We start from the raw sequence: 19,394 nt of genomic DNA, 5'->3' as shown, positions 1-19,394 counted from the left end.
GCTTCCTTGTTTTAATGCGGTCTTTAATAAAGAACAGAAACTATCGTGACTCGATAGTACTGCGGGTTTCATCGGTAACAACAATCTCCGATAATTCTTTATTGATGATTTCTGTTGTAGGTTGAGTGTCGTTGTATATCCAAACTCTAAATCCAGTGTAAATAAGCACTAGTACTAATAATGCGCAGGTTAATATCACCCAAATTGGGATGTATTGCGTGAGACTTTTTCCCTTGGTGTTTAAGCCTTGCCAGTGACTGGATAGGTCGGAGTGAAACTCAGGTTTGTGTTTTTCGATGGTGTAATAAAGGTTGTCGCGAATCTGCTCAAGTTGTTCGTGGCCGCGATTGTTTAACGCAAATTTACCTTTAAATCCTAAGCTTAAACATATGTAGTTAAGCTCTAATAAATCTAGATTTGAACCCGGCGCTTGGAGAAGTTGCTGTAACATAACAAAGCATCGTTCACCGCCAAACGTTTCTTTATGGAAGATGCTGAGCAACGAGTGTGAGCTCCAAGGGCTATTTGCACCCCAAGGTGTGTTAAGTACAGTTTCGTCAATAACCGTGCACATTAAGTAGGTAGCTTGGAATATTTTATTGTCATCAATACCTTGCTGCTTTAAAGATTGATGAAATTGATTTAACTCTTGGCCAAGCTTTTGATGCAAACCTTTCACGTCTTGATGACTGATTTCGGTTCTAAGTTTAACGATGACATTTAATAACTTGGTTGCAGCAAAAATGATCGGGTTGAGCGCTGTCGAAAAAGAGACTTTAGCGCTCTCAAAAGAGGGCATTTCAGCACTGGTGCTGCGATTCGAGCTTGGCCCTCGTGAACCACCGGGCGTGGGTACAATAACCGTTTGATCTGACATTTAAGAATTCCTTACAGCCCAAAGTTCCATAATTAAGCCCGGGAAGTTAGCGCCGATATGAATCGCAAAACCCCCTGACTTCGCCATGGATTTCCATAGGTCCGTTCCGCGTTGTAATTCGAAGTAGACAAATCCGGTGTGGAAGGGAATTTGTCTTGGAGCCACAGGAAGCGGAGAGAGGGCAATTCCGGGAAGCTGAGTGGATACTAAGCTTCTAATAACTTCTACGGGGCCGATTTTTGCCTGCGATGGGAAGCGGACACGAAGTTCTTCCGTGGGCATATCTGCCTTCACCGCCACAACAAAGAACGCCGTTGAAATAAGGCTGCGATCGGTAAGAGGAGCAACGTGCATTCCGAACTTACGTTCAACCAACTCCAGTGAAATGGCATTCTGTTCGAGAACCATGCTAAGGCATTGGCGTAACGGGGTAATGACGTTTAGAAACGTGGTTTTTAAATCACCATGTTTGTATCTGGGTAACGGCGCCGGTCGTTTGCTTGATGCAGTGAAAGTCGACAGCTCACCGTTTAATTGCACTAAGTTTTGATACAACTCGAACGGATGAAGTCTGGGCAGGTTATGGAGGCAGTCAATTAACGGCTCCACTCTATTCACCACCTGCAGCAAAAGATAATCGGCGATCTCTGCCGATCCTGAGCGTCCACTGTCCGCTAAACGGTGTCCAAGTGCTTCGCCTCTTTTATTGAGAAGTCCTTTGACTTCCTCTAAATACGAGACCACTACGGATGACGCTGAACAGGCCAAAAGCGGAGGAATGAAGCCACGGTCGAGCTTGATTGGTGACTCAGGTGTTGATTCCTGGATATAAGCGAGAGGTAGCGTGCTATAACCACTCAAGTCTTCGCTGCTTAATTTCACTTGGGTTTTTAATCGGCCGACTTGAATCCGTGCCGCTTCTCCTGACTCTGTCGTGTTGTTTCGAGCGTCAAAATTGTACGAAGCGAAGCGTGCCAGACTCGATTCTTGGTCATTCCATTCCGACTCTAAAAATCCGTCTCGTTCTAGCGGAATGCACAGATACACAATGACATCTGAAATATTTTCAGGAATATCAATAGTCGGCGGAAGAGGATCATTGTCTGGAGCGTTGAATGGCGTGCCATCTGGAAATATGCCACTCATACTGCTGATCGCGAGCTTACCCTGCGCTAAAGCGTCGCTTTCTAAAGACAGTTCGGTAAAGCCCCAAGGAAAGTTTTCAATGGAGCCGGTTTTTTGATGTATGAATCTCTCTGTGTAACGGTTCTGTTGCTGAAAATGTTGAGGGCGCAAAAACATGCCCTCGGTCCAAATTACTTTATTAGAAGCTGCCATGGTAGGGATAATCCTTTGGCCCTTTGATAGATGTGCGAATCAACGATGAGTAATAGATAAGCGATTGATTTGTATATCGTAGGTGTTTTTGTTGTGCTCTTTGACTTCCACAATATCGATAGGATCTGCATCTTGATAGTTTACAAATTCGGCAATAATGCCCAGATACTTAACGTCTTCACTAAGCTCTAAGGTTTCTATACGTTCTTCTCCAGGAGCAAACTCTCTGAGTGTAATTTCTCGGATTAGATCACTGCCGAGACGAGTTTCGGCGTTTTCGAACAAACTTAGAAAGTCTTCGCGGTCGAACTGACGTCGATCAGAGAGCAAGAACACTCGTAACACCACAGGAGAGGGGCGTGCGTCTCTGTCCGGGTTTATGTTGGGCGCAGCCGAGAATTTTAGTTTCGCCTCTGTATCCAAATTCAACACTTCACGAGTGGTTTGACAGCCTGCCAAAACAGCAATGGTGATAACAACGAATAGTGTTCGCAAGAATTGCATTTTTAACCTCAGGAATTTCTGTTTTTGTTGTTGAAAGTTCTAGCGTTTTTTAGTTCTGAAAGCTGCTGTTCATATGCATCAGCAAAGTGGTTGTAGAACAAGTTGTTTTTGGTTCTTTCGGTATCTTGCATGAGGTCGCTGTAATGAGCTTCGAACGATTCCCAGTTTTGTGAACTTTTCTTGGCAAAAATACCACCCTTGTTTTTAAATATTCGTTCTAAATTTTCGGGTTGAAAGTACTTTAGCATGGCATCGCAAGCACTTCTTACACCTGCGAGCACGGCAACTTGATGGTCAGCCAGGTCACTAAAGCTATCTTCTACCGTTTCGCGAGGAGAAAGATAGGAACCGCTCTGCTTTTCAAACAATATGCTCAATGCCATATTTGGATCAGTGGTAAACTTAAGTGGGTTGTTATTTACCGTTTCTAGTATTGTTCTCTGGACTCTTAATTCGTTCTTAACCTTATCGCGCGCGTGCAAAAGATCCATTAAATTTTGGATCGTTTCTTTTATCATTTCCGCGTTATCTTCTACAAATTCTTCTTTGCGAGAAACGTTGTTCCAATTCAAAGATAATAGCTTCGCGAGTTCTTGCGCTGTGCCCGTGTTAACCGAGGTGGTATTAGAAGCGTTCGAATGTGTTGGTTGAGGATGGTGTTGATTAGCTTCATTACCACGGCCTGAGCTATTCGAAATTCGACCAGCTCCGGTATTCCACTCTTCCTCGGCACGTGGGGTTTGCACAGGCTGTTGCCACGAAGCGTTTTTAACCATTTCGTGTGGATTGATTGGTTGTCCCCAGCCGCTTGAGGGTTCTGAACTAGGTTGGGCTGGGTTATTTATAGGTTCCCAACCGCCGTTGGGGTTAGACCAATTCGACTGCTGTTGTGGCTGTTGCTGGTTAAAATCGTCCCAAGGATCTCTGGGCGGATTTGGCGGTTGATTAACTTTGGATTGAGGTATAGGCGGCGCAAGGTTTGATGGGGCATCCGAATGCGCCGATTGATCGGTGTTCGGTGTTGCCCATGAATCATTAGCTAGTGCTCCTCCGGTGAAAGCCGGTGGAGAATCGAAACGATCACTTGTCTGCTCGTCAAACCCTGAAAAGGAGTCCCCAAAATTCGGAGCCTTGTCATCTATGCCTGTTGGGAAGTCTTGTGATGGACGTTCACTTTGTGGATTTAGGAATGCATCAAAATCGTCTATGGAAAAATTTTTGTTGGCAGTACTTTGATGATCTTGTTGGACGGTAAATTTAGGTGCTGCATCGTTCAGAGTTGACGAATGATGATGAGCTCCATCCTCATCTTCTCTCCACCAATCACTGTTATTTTCCCACTGGTGCTGCGGCGGCAAATTGGGTGATTTTTGATTTCCAAATCCAAAATCTTGGTTGGAGGAAGAAAATCCGCCAGAATTGGAGTTTGTAAACGGATCTTTACCGAATTCAGGGGACATTGCGCCCGCGTTAGAGCCAAAGCCAAAATCGTCCTTGAAGCCTTGATTGGACCAGTCATCTCCACCCATATCGAAACCGCTCGGTGGCGAACTGGGAGTGTTTAAAAAGCGGTCTAATTCTTCTGCACTTTTTTCTGTCTGAGAACGGTTTGCAGAGTCCGTAGTGGCAAAGGTTGTTTTGTCGGAGCTGTCTAAAAATGATTCGTTGGGCGACGCTGTGGGGCTGGGTTGGCTGCTCTCGATAACAGCTTTTAGCTTATATTCTCCCAAAATAATGACATCACCGTTTTGAATCGCTTGCGGATTCTGCTTGGCTAGCAGGTTTGAGGGTTCATTTATTGAGGTGCCATTGGTACTGGTATCAATGATACGGCACTGATTGCCTTCAATCTTGATCGTGAAATGACTTGAAGACAGGACTCTTTTAGGGTCTGGTAGAACCCAGTCGCTTTTATCTGACCGTCCAACACTGCCGGTGCTGTCAAAAATCTTGGTTTGTTGCAGCATGTTCGATTGTTCTGGTGCTTCAACAACTATCAACGTTAGCTTCATTTCTGATGAGCCTATTTAGTCGGGAAGCGACGAAGTCGTAACTTATCCCGGTTCTCCAGACGTGTTGCTGAAAAAGTAACACGTGATGTATTTGAAAAGTATGTGGCGCTATTCTAAAACTTTTGTGTTAACAGCAATTGCCGAGTGAAAGTTTTTTGAGCAAAACTCTCTTTTTTGTTACCGAAGCTTATTGAAACAAATAAATTCAATGAAAATCAAGAAAGTAACAACAGCTTTCTGGATATATTTGCAGGGCGCTGATGAGGGGTGTTTTCGTATATAGATACCAAGGACTTAAACCAAATTAATTTTTGTTTTCAGTTGTGAGGATCTAAATGTTCTACTTCAAGAATACAAGCTCTTAAAATGACATGATTCCGTTATAAGTTCGAGTAATTGTTGATTTAATATATTTGAAATTCTACTTTACTTAGAGTTGCTTTATCGCGCGTTGAAATAAGCAGCAGTGGGTTGGTTCTAGTATTGAGAAATATTTCACTGCTTGAAGTTGGTTTCGATGTATTTTGTTCTAAATTGATAGGTATCTTTATTCAATCGCAAATTTCGGTAGCCGGTTTGTATACCTAGAGTTTTTACTTAAGTTTACTAAAAATTAGGTTGTGTACCTGAAAGATACAAATTGTGATACTCACGCTATTTTTTGCCTTTGCGGTTGTTTTTCAATAGTATTTCGAACTATGTTGGCAAACTGCTCGCGTACGAGTCTGATAATCGCCGCCCATTTGAGTGGTTTATACTGTAAGACGGTCATCTTTAATACAAAAGTATTTAATCTAAGCAGGTATCGTTCTTTATTGTTTTGCTTTTACCAAAATACGTATTTTATTTGGTTGTTTTATTGTGTTAGCTATTTGATCTATTTCAATTCGATATGAAGTCGAATTTTTTAATTGATATGGATTGTTAAATAAAAATATGCCGAGACCACAACGGTTAAATCTCCCCGATATTCCTCAACATGTTGTTCAAGTTGGGCACAATAATCTCCCTTGTTTTTTCGACGACGAAGATTATGAATTTTATCTACAAAGCTTAAAAATTTCTGCCGACCAATATCAGGTTATGGTGCACGCTTATGTGTTGCTGCCGAACATGATTCAGATTATTGCTACGCCCAAAAGCGCTAACGGCATATCTGCAATGATGCAGTCCTTAGGGCGTCGCTATGTTCAGTACGCGAATCACCGCTACAAACGATCTGGGACTTTGTGGGGCGGGCGGTACAAATCGAGCCTGATTGACTCGCAAGCATATTTACTGAGTTGTTATCAGTATGTGGAGCTTAAGCCCATGTTTGCTGGACTGGTTCATTCTCCTGAAGAATACATTTGGTCGAGCTTTGGTTTTCATATTAATGAAACTGAAAGCCATCTTATCGTCGATCATCGTTTGTATCAGGAATTGGGCGATAACAAGTCGGATAGGGCGGACAATTATCGAGCACTATTTAAGTATGAATTTGACAAAAAGCTTTTTGAATACATCGCCGAGACTATCAAGCTAGGGCAAGTTCTTGGTGGTGATCAATTTAAAGACAGAATCGAGCGTATTACTAATCAGCGAGTTCGTCCACTACGAAGAGGGCGCCCTAAAAAAGGTGACTAAGTTCAAATTTTTTTAGTTTTTAGACGTAAAAAAAGTGTCAGAGTCAAATAAAAATATTTATCAGTTCTTGAGTTTAAGCATTTAAAATATTTCTTTGTGGTGAGCAATTTTTGTCCGCTCATGGGTTGTAAAGCTCCCCTGTAAAAGACTTTCGTATGAAAAGTGTGGGATTTTTTATTAGAAAGAAATTTCTAATTAACTAGCCTTTTTATTTTCATGCTTGATAACGTTCTAATCTACCGAAAATACGTTTATTGAGATGTTTAAAAATAGTGTCAGAGTGGATTTAAAAATACTCTTTCAAGGTTTTCTTTCTCATCTTTGAGTGATTTAATTTAGTTGTCGCAGCGAGAAAGCAATCGCTCATACGGCTCTTCTAGTCGATTTTCAAAGTAAGAGCTGAGAGATTTACAACAGTTATTGCACGGTAATTGGTGTGAGTTTTTAGGTTTTTATTCTGATTCTGAATTATTCTCAGATCAGTTAATTCATATAATTTAAAGGATTTTTTTATGGCTATTTACATGAACTTCAACTCTAACTCTCCTAAAGGTAACGTAACTGCAAAAGGTTATGAGGATTGGATCGAAGTTGATAGCTTTAGCTTTGGCGTTGGTCGTGGTATCAACATGGAGCCAGGCGCTATGTCTAACCGTGAAGCAACTCGTCCGAGCATCAGTGAAGTTGTTGTAACCAAATCTTTAGACGCTGCATCAGGTGGCCTTTTCAAGCAATCAGTAACTGGTGACGAAGGCGTTACTGTTGAGATTCATGTTGTGCAAACTGGTGCGAATTCTGTAGAAAAATACGCTGTTTACACTTTGCAAGACGTAATTATTTCTTCATACAACATCTCAGCTGCGGCTGGTGGTGCTCCAGCAGAAACTATTGAACTTGCGTTCTCTCGTGTTGAAGCTGACCTTACTCACGCAGATAAAACTCACAAAAATACTACCAACATGCGCGTTGGTTACGATCTTACTACTGCAACTCCTTTATAAGGAACTCTGCAGCTGGTATGCGTTGAAAAGGCGGCTTTATGCCGCCTTTTTTGTTGATTTTAAAGTCACATTTTTTTCTGGGTTAGTCTAGACAAGCAAGCTAAAGGTTAAACCTATGGTTTCGATGAGATTGAGATATCATAAATTTGGTTTGTGATTTTCTTAGAAATGTAAATTTTGTCTAGTATGTAACGTATTGGCGGCTTTTTAATGATTTTTTCCCACGTTACAATCAGCTGAGAATAATTTAGTGTTTAAATCTGTGTTTTAAACAGTTACGTGAAATCGTAACTCCACAAGTTAATAGGGATAAAAAATGTTAAGTCAGGAACGTCGTTTAATTCATGCAGACAGTCCTCTTGGTGCAGATGCATTTATAGTTACTCATCTATCCGGTAGCGAGCGAATTTCTGATCTTTTCCAATTTTCTTTATCAATTCTTTCTGATAATCACGAAATTCAGCAAAGTGATCTTGTAGGGAAGGCTATCACGCTAAAAATTACCTACGAAGGTGCCTCCGGTGATCGATACGTTCACGGATATGTAAACACGTTTAGTCAGTCGGATGTTGACCCTTCTGGTATGCGTGCATACAGCTTGACCATGGTGCCGGGACTTTGGTTTACCTCGCTGGCGTCCAATAATCGAGTTTTTCACGAAAAAGACTCTATTAAAATTATTGAAGAGGTTTTGCAGAGTTACTCTGGGTTTGTCAAGTTAACAAAAAAATTAACCAGTACCTATTTGACGAAAGAATATTGCGTGCAGTACGAGGAAACCGATTTTGCCTTTATTTCGCGTTTACTGGCAGAAGAAGGCATTGCTTATTACTTTAAGCACTCCAGTGGTGCTCATGAGCTGGTTCTAGTGGATGACGTTAGTGGTTTTTACGATTGTGAAACTAAAAAGGTAAGCTACAGTGGTGGTGGCTCTGATCCAGAGCAAAATAGTATCGTTACGTGGCGCAGAAACACTGAATATCATATTGGTGGCGTTGATTTTACTGACTACAACGAATACACAACCACATCCATTAACAAGGTTTCAGAAAAAACGTCTTCAAAACTTAATGATGTCAGTAAGTTTGTTATGAAGCATCATGGCTTATACAAATTTCAGAAGTCGAAAGACACCGAACATAAGTTGGACGATGCGTACAACAAAAATTTAGTAAAAAACTTGTTAGAAGCAAATCAGCAAGTCTTTGACACGGCTAACGGAACCAGTGATTGTGCGGTTTTTTCAACGGGCGGTAAATTTCCTTTTGAGCATACCTTGTCTTCTGAGAACGGTAAGTATTTGTTAGTCGCGATCACGTTATCAATTTCTGATTCCAATAAAGCTGATTCTACCTACACAAATGAGTTTATTTGTGTTCCAGAAAAAGTCATGCCTCGGCCAATGGCTCCTGCGTATAAATCTAAGGTTTATCATATTCAGACGGCAACTGTACTTGAGGTGCGTGCTACTACTGCTGATTCCTCTAAAGATGAGTACACGCAGGTCAAAGTCAAATTCCCTTGGAATTCTGAGCAAAACTCCTGTTGGGTAAGGGTGGCCCAGGCTTATGCCGGGAAAAATTGGGGCGCAAATTTCGTTCCTCGGATTGGTCAAGAGGTCATTATTAGTTATCTAAATGGAGATATCGACAGGCCTATTGTTACTGGCGCGCTATACAACGGTACCAATCTGGGGCCGAATTACACAGCAACACAGAGCGGCTGGAAGTCTCAATATGAAGGTAGTGCTTTCAATGAGCTCCGCTTTGACGATAAGCCAGGCGAAGAAGAAGTTTATTTCGAGGCAGGTAAAGATCACACGGTTTGGGTTCATAACGATGAGAAATCCAAAGTAGATCATGATCAAGAATTAACTGTTAAAAACAACCGTACAATCATTGTGACTGAAGGTAACGAGGCGACATCCATTAACAAGGGCAATCAGTCATACGCCGTCAAATCAGGTAACTACACTCTCACGGTGGACAAGGGTACTCAAACGACCACGGTTAAAGGTGCCATTAAAATTGAATCGAAAACATCCATCGAGTTGAAAGTAGGTGGTAGTACCATTAAGTTGACCCCAGCGGGTATCGAAATTAAGGGTACAACCTTGAAAGCCGAAGGCAGTGCAACGGCTACCGTGAAAGGTGGTGGTACTCTAACGTTGAAAGGCGGAGTCACCTTAATTAACTAATGCTTAAAACACCTGTTTGTTGGGTTTGACAAGATAAAGTTTAGAAAAGAGTGTTATATGTCTGAATGGGTTCGTATTAACGAAATTGTAGCTGCTCCGTTATTGAGTCAGTTTGAAGTTAGTGAAGATGCCGAGTCCCTGCTGTCACCAAACGCTACCACGCGTGCGAATGTTGAAGCTCTAGCTGATGCGGGATTCTACTTTGATGCTATTAAATTACTGGCGCACGCCTTGCCTAAGCGGGAGGCTGTTTGGTGGGCGTGTCTTGCTTCGCGGCAGGCGCAGACACCAGATACCGACCAACACAATATTGATGCTCTTGTTGCCGCCGAGGCGTGGGCACATAAACCAACGGAAGAAAATAGGCAGCGTTGTAAAGCTCTAGGCCAGCTTACTAAATCGAAAACACCGGCTAGCTGGGCTGCAACTGCTGCAAGTTGGTGTGCCGGTAGTATTGCAAACCCTGGTGAGCCAGAGGTTGCTCCACCTGCATATTTGTATGCTCATGCGGTTGCTGGTTCTGTTACCTTAGCTGCGTCGTTTATTAATCCTGATAATCCAAATGAGCATATGAAGTATTCCTTGCTTCAAGGGGCAAATCTTGCATCTGGAGGTAATGGTATTATCAACTAGACGATACCCTCTTCTTTTGAACGTCTTAATTAGGATAGGAGAGTTTTATATGAACAAAACTTACGTACAAAACTCTTCTGTTCCTTGTCCGAATTTTTACCGGTTGATTCTGCTAATTACTGGTTGATCCTACTAGATGGAAACATTGTAACCTCGCTAACCACCTTTGTTATGCATTAGTTGTTACTAAATTTAAGTATAAAGTTCAAGTTATCACTTCCCATAAATATTAATTGTTATAACTTTTCTGTAATTAGTCGCTCATGTTAGTATTACTGACAGTTTCCCGAGATTATTCGAGTCTTTCGGCCACAATTAACCTGTAGTTTTTAGCAAAACTAGATTGTTAATTACTCGTGTAAAGATGAAATTTAAATGCAATTTTAATATTTTTTATTAATTTCATTTTTGTGGTTTAAGGTCACTTTTTAAAAGGGACACTGTGTAAATCTTTACGTGCTTCATCATGTTTATAGGATTTGATCACGTAAAAACAATGAATTTACGGCTAGGTAATATAGGATGTTGAAAAAGCCCGAGCAAGGTGCCAGTGCTGATAATACGGCGGCAAATGACAAGACAGTCATCGTACCTAATCAAAACTCTAAATCTGATTCGATCCCGGACGATAAAACTGTTTTTGTTGCACAAGAATCGGTAAATGCTCAATCTCGCAGTTCATCATCTTCAACTCCTGACGATCGGACCGTTATAGTTGAATCTTCTGCGTCTTCGGATAAAACCCACATTTCATCAAAGCCCTACGAGAGAAAACCAATAGGTGGGGCTGCCAGTCCTCAGCAGGTTGGAGCGTCACAGTCACGGGTTATTAGAAATCGTTTTCAGCTAGACTCTCTACTCGGCTCTGGCGGTATGGGTTCAGTATGGCTCGCGCTTGATCAGCGAAAAATAGAGGCCAAGGATCCATATCCTTATGTGGCTGTTAAGTTACTAAACGAGGATTTTAAATCACATAAAGAGGCGTTCGTCTCTTTGCAGCGCGAGACTCAAAAGTCTCAGACTCTAGCGCATCCTAATATTGTTACTGTTTATGATTTTGACCGTGATGGAGACAACACGGTCTTCATGACGATGGAATATCTCAAAGGGCATCCGCTCGATAAAATCCTAAAAGATGCGTCTGGACATGGTTTAGATCAAGATCAGGCGATGAGTATTATTCGTGATATATCCAGTGCTCTGATCTACGCGCATTCACATGGCATTATCCACTCGGACTTTAAACCGGGGAATATTTTTGTCACTGAGTCCGGAACTGCAAAAGTTCTCGACTTTGGTATCGCAAGGGTTGCAGCTGAAAGTTCTGAAAGTAGCTCCAGTAAAAAGCAAGATACTTTTGACGCTGGCATTTTTTCTGCGCTGACTCCCGCGTACGCAAGCTTTGAGATGTTTGAGCGTCGCGACCCTGATCCAAGTGATGATGTTTATGCGCTAGCCTGCGTGGCTTATGAAATGCTAAGTGGGCGTCATCCCTACGACAGAAAACCAGCCAACAGTAAAGATTTACCTGAACTTCAGAGAATTCAATTTCTTACCCGATGGCAATGGCAGGCTCTAGAAAAAGCCTTAAAAATACGGCGCGAGGAACGCACACCATCTGTTGAAGAGTTTGTGCATCAGTTCTTTAAGAAGAGAACTAATCCACTTATATATGTTGTTGCAGCTGTGCTGGCACTTGCTATTGGCGGAGGTGTTTATTTTCAAGTGCAAAAGCGAGAGGCCGAACTTTTAGCGGTCGCAGAGCAGGAGGCTGCTGCTCGAGAGGAAGCAGCTAAACAAGAACAGCGCTTCGATAATATTAAATCGCAATTGGAGAGACATTTCTCAGATGTTGAGCTGGATCGAAATATTTTGAGGGAAGATTGGAAGCAAGAAACTGAGGCTTATCTGGAAGCTTATAAAAATTTTCCTGAATCTAGCGAACAACTTATTAGTGATTACCGTTATTCTGCATCAAATAAATTTTTGGATTTAGCGAGAGAAAAGCTTGTCATTGATGATATTTCATCGGCGGATTTGGAACAGGTAGCTGCAAATATTACGGTTGCTGATGCCTATATCTCTGAAGCTCGGTATTGGACAATTACAAACCCTCATATTGATGAAGTTGTCGGTGAGAAAGCGCTCGCGCAATTAACTTTAGATACACAAATCCAAGCGCTTGCGGATGCGGAGCAGGCTCGTTTAATTGCTCAACAAAGACGTGAACAAGCAGCTTTGCAAGCGTCTCAAAAGCAAAAATATCAGCGTGAATTGCAAGCTGCAGAAAGCAATGTCAAAAGTCATTTTCAGTGCAGTCAAGATTTAGATGTCGCCGGTGTACCTGGTGACGCGGTATTAAATTTTCGGTCACGCTATCCTAAAGAATCTGCGGCTTTAGAGTCTGGTCTCGCAAAAGAAATGGCTAACTGTGTTACACAAGTAGCAAAAAGAAATCCAGTGAAAGCGAATCGTATTTTGCAGTCTTCTTTAGCATTGTTTTCTGGGAGTGCAGCTGCATTTGCTGATGTCAGCATTGACTATTGCGGGCATATTCGAACCGGTTCTGGTCGATTGTGCCGTGATCCTATTGTTGATGGTAAAAGGCCTCCGGTTATGGTGGTGGTGCCTTCTGCTGAGAATATCGATATCAAACTAGCCATTTCACGCTCTGAAATCAGCAACAGCGATGTGATTTCCTATTGTAAATCGACTGGCAAGTGCTCTGTGCCTTCTGATGAGTTACCTGCCACGAATTTGACAGCTGCGCAAATGGAGGGTTATGCGAAATGGCTTTCGGAGTTAACAGGTAATACCTACCGTCTGCCAACTCTCAGTGAATGGTCAGCAGCAGCTAATGGTAGAAGCCGTCGAGAAGATCCCAACCGTAATTGTTTCCTTAGATTTAACGGCATAACCAAAGGCGATTCTTTGGTGACTGCTGACTCTGGTTTAGAGAATGATTATGGCTTGATTAATTACTCTGGTAACGCTCAAGAATTGGTCAAAAATGGCTCAGGTTATTCCGCAGTTGGCGGCAGTATCGAAGATCCAATGTCGCGCTGCACTGTAGAAACAGTTCATGATCATGATGGTTCAGCAGATGCCATTACTGGTTTTCGCGTTGTTAGAAACGTAAATTAATAGATTTTTGAAAAGGACTTTTCATGAAACCGATGAAATCTTTTATTCATCTTTCGTGTGCTTTTATTACAACTGTATCAGGCTCGGTGTTAGCGCAGCCTGATTTCGGCCCTAATTTTGGTACCACCAGTGACGGTCGACTTCATATTATTAACGACCGTGATTTAGAAGAAGAATATCGAAATAGGGCACTAGAAACTGCCGGACCTAAGAACGACACTAATATTGCGAGTGTGCGCGAGCGCGATGAAGAGTTGCGTATTAATGTAAAACAAATTCAGTTTGATCGAATCCCATCTTTTCCAGAACTCGGTATTACCGAAGAAGAAATTCTATCTAAGGTGGAGGAATGGCGATCTGAGTTGATGCGTGAAGAGCAGCAAGGCGATCATGGATTTACGGCCGATGAATTAAATAGCCTGGGTAATTATTTAGCGTCTGTAGAAGCCCTATCTCGTCCCGGAAATCTGCGTGGAGAGAATTTAGATGGCTTGATTGAATTGCTTAGGGAGCAGCGTTCTAACCGTGGAATTAGCTTAACAGGCTTAAATGAAATTGCTCGTAGATTACAAAACTATTATCAATCTCACGGCTTATTTTTAGCGCAGGTATATTTACCTGCTCAAGATGTCAATAACGGTGTGGTAAAGCTTGCGATTTTAGAAGGTGTACAGGGTGATATTGTTACTGAAGGAGCGAAAAAATATTCTACTGCTCTTTTAGAAAAACCGTTTGAGAAAAATAACGGTCAAAAAGTCGATGAAAAATTTATCGAAGAAGGAATTTATTTATTAAATGACCTTCCAGGTTTGCGTGTAGCAGGCTCTTTTTCAAGCGGTAAAAATGTTGGTGAAACCACGTTAAATATTGATGTTCTTGACGAAAAAAGCGCGAGCTATGCGGTACGAGTCGATAACCATGGCTCGACTTTTACGGGCGAGAATAGACTCTTTGGTTTTGCAGATTGGAACAACCCTTTTGGTTTAGGCGATCATATTAGTCTTGGTGTGCAAAAATCATTTGAGCCGGATGAATCAGAGTTATTGCAATTTGCCTATGACCTCCCAGTCTGGGGAGTAAGAACACGGGCTCGCTTTGGACTTGATTACACTGACTTTAGCGTTGTGAGTGATGACGAAGGGCTTAACAATCTTGGTCTTTCAGGTAAAAACACGATTATTTCTACCGGTTTAGATCACAAATTTATCCGTAGCCGTACTACAAATTTACTGGGTTCTGTATCCATCACCAGTAAAGAGACAGAGTTTACTGCAAATACCAGTGTACCACTGGCCAATGATCACGCTATTGGTTTAACCCTTGGGTTGGTTGGTGATCGGCTTTCTTCAAAAATCCGTGCGTTAAATGCTTTTAATGTTAATTTGTCGTACGGAAATCTGATTAGTGACGTAGAAGAGGGAGAACCTAATGACTATTATAAGTTTGAGGGGACCACGACTAACTTCTTCTTCTTACCAATTCCTTTTTCTCAAGGAAATACTCGTCTTTTAGTTAAAAGTAATTGGCAATACTCCGACCGGCCGTTGCCATCATTTGATCAACAAACTCTTGGTGGTGCCCAAGGGGTTAGGGGCTACACTGTTCGAGATTTTACCGCTGATACTGCTTTCTATCTTGGATCCGAATGGTATTTAAACTTACCCAAAGCCATTAATTTTAAGTTTCCTGCCGGTGGTCGGTTAGGCGACTATCTGCAAACGGCTTTATTCTACGATTATGCATATGGTCTACAGGAGCTGCCAGAAAATGCTCGTGAAGAAGATACAGAAAGTAGCGTAACGTTAACCTCGGCTGGCCTTTTATTTAAATTTAATTATCTCAATCAATTTAGTTCGCAATTAAGTATTGCTAAGCCCGTTGGGCAGTCAGAAAAGATAAACGATACTTTAGAAAACCCAGATGATATTCAGATTTTTGCCGACTTTACTTATTTCTTTAAATAATTAAGACGCAATTTTTGTTTGCTCAGTGAATTTAAATTACTGAGCGAGCTTTGAAATCATTGGATCGATTCAAAAAGTCTCTCGATATTCAGTAGCGGCATTGAGTCATTAAATAGTTAATTAAGTAAGTATTTTTAGCATAGTAAAAACTCCCCTTATATCAAGTTTATTACTGTGAGAAATTCAAATTTAGAGATTTGAACTGATGAAACAAATGGATTCGTTAATAAAAAATTCTGTAAATAAAAAAAGCTTTATAAAAGGCCCTAAAGGTTCCTTAACGTTGAAGTTAGCAAACGGGGTATGGCGTAAGCGCTTTCCCTCCCGTCTAGCTGCCGGAATTTTTCTTGCGAATTCAATTGTTCCTATCGCAATGGCTGGGCCCACTGGCGGGACTGTCGTTGGTGGTCAAGGTAATATTAATTATGGTGTTAACACCACACAAATTAATCAAAATAGTAATAATTTGGTAATCGATTGGACCAGTTTCGATGTAAATACCAACGAAAGCGTAATCTTCAATCAGCCTACCTCCCAATCTATTGCAGTAAATAACGTACTTAACAATCAAGCCAGTACTATTTCTGGATCCATTCAAGCAAATGGTTATGTTGTTTTAGTCAATTCATCGGGTGTTATTTTTACGGAATCATCGACCGTTGATGTCGGTGGGTTAGTTGTCAGTGGTTTAGCAATAAATACCGATGCTTTTCTTAATGGTGAGTTTGATTTTAAAGCGGTCGAAAATGGTGATGGATTTGTTGTTACCAGTGGGGTAATTAATGCCGCTAGTGGCATCGTTTTACTGGGCGAATCTGTAGAAAATACCGGTACATTAATCAGTGCCGGTGTTGTAAATCTCACTGCTGCAGATGAGGTTCTTCTTACCTTTGACGAGGGAGGTGTTATCGGTTTAAAGGTTAAAGAAGAGCTTTTAACCAACGATTTAGGCGTAGATGCGGCTGTTCTTAACACCGGTAAAATTGAAGCGGGCTCTGTTGTTTTAGATGGACGAGTCAGTGCTGATCTTTTTGCAAGAGCAGTAAATAACGAAGGAATTATTAAAGCCGGTGGTATCGACACCAGTGGCGGAAAAATTCGTTTAACCGGTATTGGTAGCGATGTTATTAATACCGGAACACTAGATGCTTCTTCTTTGGCTCATGAAGGCGGTTCGATTCATGTCGAAGGTAATCGAGCAATTGTAGATGGCATTATTGATGTTAGCTCGGTAGAGGCATCTGGTGGCCAAGTTCGAATTTTGGGTGATGCTGTTGGTCTTGTTGGGAACGCAAATATCAATGCCAGCGGCGCAACTGGCGGCGGAGAAGTATTAGTTGGTGGGGATTACCAAGGTGCTAATCCTAATATTAGAAATGCGGAGGTTACCTACATTGGTAGCGATACCGAAATCAATGCGAGCGCTATTGAAAGCGGTGACGGTGGCCGTGTAATTGTCTGGGCCAACGATACCACAAGATTTTATGGCGATATTAAAGCCGAAGGTGGTAATGAAATTGGCGACGGTGGCTTTGTAGAAACTTCGGGTAAGCGTTATGTGGATCTGAGAGGGCAGGTTTCCGCACGAGCTGAAAATGGTACAGCAGGTCAATGGTTAATTGATCCGACTAATATCGAAATTGTTGCGTTTGATGATGGCAGAGATCCAGTTCCATCTACTGACGATGGTATGGGGAGCGTAGTTTTTACCCCCGGCGTTACGGACTCGAATTCCATTGTTGTGGCTTCTAATATTACCGATGCCTTAAATGGCGGATCCTCTGTTGAGATAACTACGAATAATAGTAGTAATGGGCCAGATAATGGTGATATTACGGTTTCTACTGATCTACTCGTAGATCCCACAAATGATGTGACCCTTACCTTAACTGCTGATAACAACATTAATGTTAATGCAGACATTCAAGCTACAGGCAGTAACACCGGCTCGCTTAATGTCACGCTAACAGCAGGGCTCAGTGAGGTAAACAGTGGTGTCGTAAACTTAGGCAGTGACTCAACTACAACGTCCATCGTAACTCGAGGCGGTAATGTTACCGTTAATGCTGGCTCCGATGACGGCATGGGTGGGTTTACCGACGGAAGCGTAACTCTATTTGCGGGCTCTGAAATCATTACAGAAGGCGGGGATAATGTCGTAGATATAAATGGCGAATTTGTTCCAGTGGCAGGATCTGTAGAGATTATTGCTAGTGGTGATATTGGTATCATTGGAACCATCAATACATCAGGTGTAGTTGGTGATGTCGGTAATGCTGAGGCTCGGATAACTGGTGGCGTTGGCCAGAATGCTGGCGATATATCACTAACCTCCAATACCGGTGATGTCAATGTTACAGGTAGTCTCATGGCTAATGGTGGCGCTGGAGGTCTAGGAGCCAACGGAGTAATTGGTAATGGCTCAAACCGGAGGCCTCCAACTGCTGGTGGGGTGGGCGGAACTGGTGGCAATATCACTTTGTTAGGCAACAATATCTTTGTTGATTCTACAGCTCTTATTAGCGCTACAGGTGGTAGCGGTGGCAACGGTGGCGACGCACGTGATAGCAATGGTGCGGTTGATGATGGGGCGTCGGGAGGTGTCGGTGGCGACGGAGGTGTTGTTGATATACAAGCCTCAGGTGGCCTAGTTGTTAACGTGAATATAGTGGCAGCAGGTGGTCGTGGCGGAGATGGTGGGAATGCCACTGTGGGTGCGGGGAGTGGAGCTGTAGCCGGTGCCTCCGGTAATGGTGGTAATGGTGGTGCTATAAGTATTATTGCTTCTGGAGAACTTTCTATATCTCAAGAGCTCAACACCAGTTTTGGAACTCCTGGCACTCCTGGTGATAGGGATGCAGATGTTGGAAATGATGATGGTGTTGAGGTGGGAGTTTTAGGTGATTTCGGCTCAGGTGGTAATATACAGATTTCATCTGACGGAGTAATTACTCTTGAAGACGGCTCTATGGTAAATACCGGCGGCGGTACTTTCACCATAAACTCATTAAATGACACTACGAATTCTTTAATAGCCGCAGGTGGTATTAACTCAGTTGGCGGTGGTGTTACTTTTAATATTGCCGATACGGTGGAGCTAAGGGGGGCATCTAACGGTGGGTCTTTCTCTTTAGAAACTGGCGGTGGCGCCTTCACAATCAATTCTAATTCCAGTTTTACAAGCAGCGGGTCGATTGTAACAGAAAGTGGTAATGTCAATATTACCGCGGTAGGTGCTGTTGATATTCAGGGTAATATTAATTCCAGTGCTCTTGTAAATAATGTGAATGGTGGTGATGTCAGCATCACATCTGGTACCTCTTCGATAACCTTAGGTACGGAGTTGGTACCTCTTGATATTACCTCCTCCGCCTTTGGTGGCTCAGGTAGCGGTGGCTCCATTACCTTTAATTCTCGCAATAGTATCGTTGTACGTAACTCAAGAATTACCTCGCGTTCTGATGCCGTTGGTACAGACTCTACTCCGCTGGCAAGTAACAATGACATTAATTTTAATGTTACCGGAGATCTTGTTTCTTCCGGTCTGGATATTGACTCTTCGGTTACCCTAGACTCCGACATCATTAATGCCAGTGTGGGCCGTGGTGACGACCTTATGTCAACGATGGATGACATTGCATCTGTAGTTGCCTTTGGCGTAATTCTCAATGAGAGAACGGGCGATTTAATATCTATTGAAACTAGCTCGTTGGATGATTTGGTAACAGTAGGCGGAGACTTATTTAGTTTCTCGGGTGCTACTACCACCATCGACTTAGGTGTTGGTGATGATGCTTTAGATGCTTCCAGTAATGATCTAAATATAAGCGCGGTTGGGGAGGTTTCTTTAGTGTCTACGGGCTCTGGAACTGTAACCCTTCTGGGTGTAGAGGCCTTTGACAATATCGGAACCCTTTTGGGCAGCGATACCGATGAGAGTTTTGTGTTAACGGGCACAACGGTTACGGTAGATACCGTTCTCGATACTAGCTTTACCAACGTTTCTGTTATAGATGCTGGCAATGGCACCGATACCGTTGATATTAATACCGATAATGCTTCTTTGGGCGTTTCCGGTTTTACAACCGATTCTGGCGT

General features: G+C 42.3%; 11 protein-coding genes. 7 read left to right on the top strand and 4 right to left on the bottom strand.

Features of this window, described 5'->3' with window-relative positions:
* Window positions 1-40: 40 nt before the first annotated feature.
* Genes icmH through tagH form a run of 4 tightly spaced genes read right to left on the bottom strand, consistent with a single transcriptional unit; the run spans window position 41 to window position 4,731 of the window.
* Window positions 41-877 carry a type IVB secretion system protein IcmH/DotU gene (icmH, locus tag ACYQ28_RS16775; RefSeq protein WP_460052056.1) on the bottom strand — a complete coding sequence of 279 codons (837 nt, stop codon included), beginning with the start codon at window positions 875-877 and terminating at the stop codon, window positions 41-43.
* The gene (gene tssK / locus ACYQ28_RS16770) at window positions 878-2,215 is read right to left on the bottom strand and encodes a type VI secretion system baseplate subunit TssK (RefSeq protein ID WP_460052054.1); all 1,338 of its coding nucleotides are present in this window, start codon (window positions 2,213-2,215) and stop codon (window positions 878-880) included. It lies immediately after the preceding gene.
* Window positions 2,216-2,254: 39 nt separating this feature from the next.
* Window positions 2,255-2,719, bottom strand: coding sequence for a type VI secretion system lipoprotein TssJ (gene tssJ, locus ACYQ28_RS16765; RefSeq protein WP_460052053.1), 465 nt, complete (start codon window positions 2,717-2,719; stop codon window positions 2,255-2,257).
* Between the two features lie 8 nt (window positions 2,720-2,727).
* Entirely contained in the window at window positions 2,728-4,731 is a 2,004-nt protein-coding gene (gene tagH, locus ACYQ28_RS16760) for a type VI secretion system-associated FHA domain protein TagH (RefSeq protein WP_460052052.1), read from the bottom strand.
* A gap of 936 nt (window positions 4,732-5,667) precedes the next feature.
* Here tagH and ACYQ28_RS16755 point away from each other — a divergent pair.
* The 7 genes from ACYQ28_RS16755 to ACYQ28_RS16725 form a co-directional block, all read left to right on the top strand.
* Window positions 5,668-6,357: a transposase gene (locus ACYQ28_RS16755; RefSeq protein ID WP_460052050.1), complete on the top strand. Its 690-nt coding sequence runs from the start codon at window positions 5,668-5,670 to the stop codon at window positions 6,355-6,357.
* Between the two features lie 512 nt (window positions 6,358-6,869).
* Window positions 6,870-7,358 carry an Hcp family type VI secretion system effector gene (locus ACYQ28_RS16750; protein ID WP_460052048.1) on the top strand — a complete coding sequence of 163 codons (489 nt, stop codon included), beginning with the start codon at window positions 6,870-6,872 and terminating at the stop codon, window positions 7,356-7,358.
* 316 nt (window positions 7,359-7,674) lie between these two features.
* A complete protein-coding gene (locus tag ACYQ28_RS16745; RefSeq protein WP_460052047.1) occupies window positions 7,675-9,555 on the top strand; it encodes a type VI secretion system Vgr family protein in 1,881 nt (626 codons plus the stop codon).
* Between the two features lie 57 nt (window positions 9,556-9,612).
* Window positions 9,613-10,188 (top strand): DUF6931 family protein, encoded by a 576-nt coding sequence (locus tag ACYQ28_RS16740; protein ID WP_460052045.1) that lies wholly within the window; start codon window positions 9,613-9,615, stop codon window positions 10,186-10,188.
* A 522-nt stretch (window positions 10,189-10,710) separates the two neighbouring features.
* The gene (locus ACYQ28_RS16735) at window positions 10,711-13,332 is read left to right on the top strand and encodes a protein kinase domain-containing protein (RefSeq protein ID WP_460052044.1); all 2,622 of its coding nucleotides are present in this window, start codon (window positions 10,711-10,713) and stop codon (window positions 13,330-13,332) included.
* A gap of 23 nt (window positions 13,333-13,355) precedes the next feature.
* Window positions 13,356-15,296 (top strand): ShlB/FhaC/HecB family hemolysin secretion/activation protein, encoded by a 1,941-nt coding sequence (locus ACYQ28_RS16730; RefSeq protein WP_460052043.1) that lies wholly within the window; start codon window positions 13,356-13,358, stop codon window positions 15,294-15,296.
* 205 nt (window positions 15,297-15,501) lie between these two features.
* Window positions 15,502-19,394 (top strand): beta strand repeat-containing protein (locus ACYQ28_RS16725; protein WP_460052041.1); only part of this gene is annotated, 3,893 nt, incomplete at its 3' end.

It is taken from the genome of Sessilibacter sp. MAH1 (genome assembly GCF_054658315.1).
The sequence above is the reverse complement of the archived record's forward strand: the minus strand, read 5'-3'. Positions and strand labels throughout refer to the sequence as shown.

Bases quoted from the DNA above. Each gene is read 5' to 3' on its own strand.
- ACYQ28_RS16755 (WP_460052050.1), top strand. From the start codon at position 5,668: ATGCCGAGACCACAACGGTTAAATCTCCCCGATATTCCTCAACATGTT.
- tssJ (WP_460052053.1), bottom strand. From the start codon at position 2,719: ATGCAATTCTTGCGAACACTATTCGTTGTTATCACCATTGCTGTTTTG.
- ACYQ28_RS16730 (WP_460052043.1), top strand. From the start codon at position 13,356: ATGAAACCGATGAAATCTTTTATTCATCTTTCGTGTGCTTTTATTACA.
- ACYQ28_RS16750 (WP_460052048.1), top strand. From the start codon at position 6,870: ATGGCTATTTACATGAACTTCAACTCTAACTCTCCTAAAGGTAACGTA.
- icmH (WP_460052056.1), bottom strand. From the start codon at position 877: ATGTCAGATCAAACGGTTATTGTACCCACGCCCGGTGGTTCACGAGGG.
- ACYQ28_RS16740 (WP_460052045.1), top strand. From the start codon at position 9,613: ATGTCTGAATGGGTTCGTATTAACGAAATTGTAGCTGCTCCGTTATTG.
- ACYQ28_RS16745 (WP_460052047.1), top strand. From the start codon at position 7,675: ATGTTAAGTCAGGAACGTCGTTTAATTCATGCAGACAGTCCTCTTGGT.
- ACYQ28_RS16735 (WP_460052044.1), top strand. From the start codon at position 10,711: ATGTTGAAAAAGCCCGAGCAAGGTGCCAGTGCTGATAATACGGCGGCA.
- tssK (WP_460052054.1), bottom strand. From the start codon at position 2,215: ATGGCAGCTTCTAATAAAGTAATTTGGACCGAGGGCATGTTTTTGCGC.
- tagH (WP_460052052.1), bottom strand. From the start codon at position 4,731: ATGAAGCTAACGTTGATAGTTGTTGAAGCACCAGAACAATCGAACATG.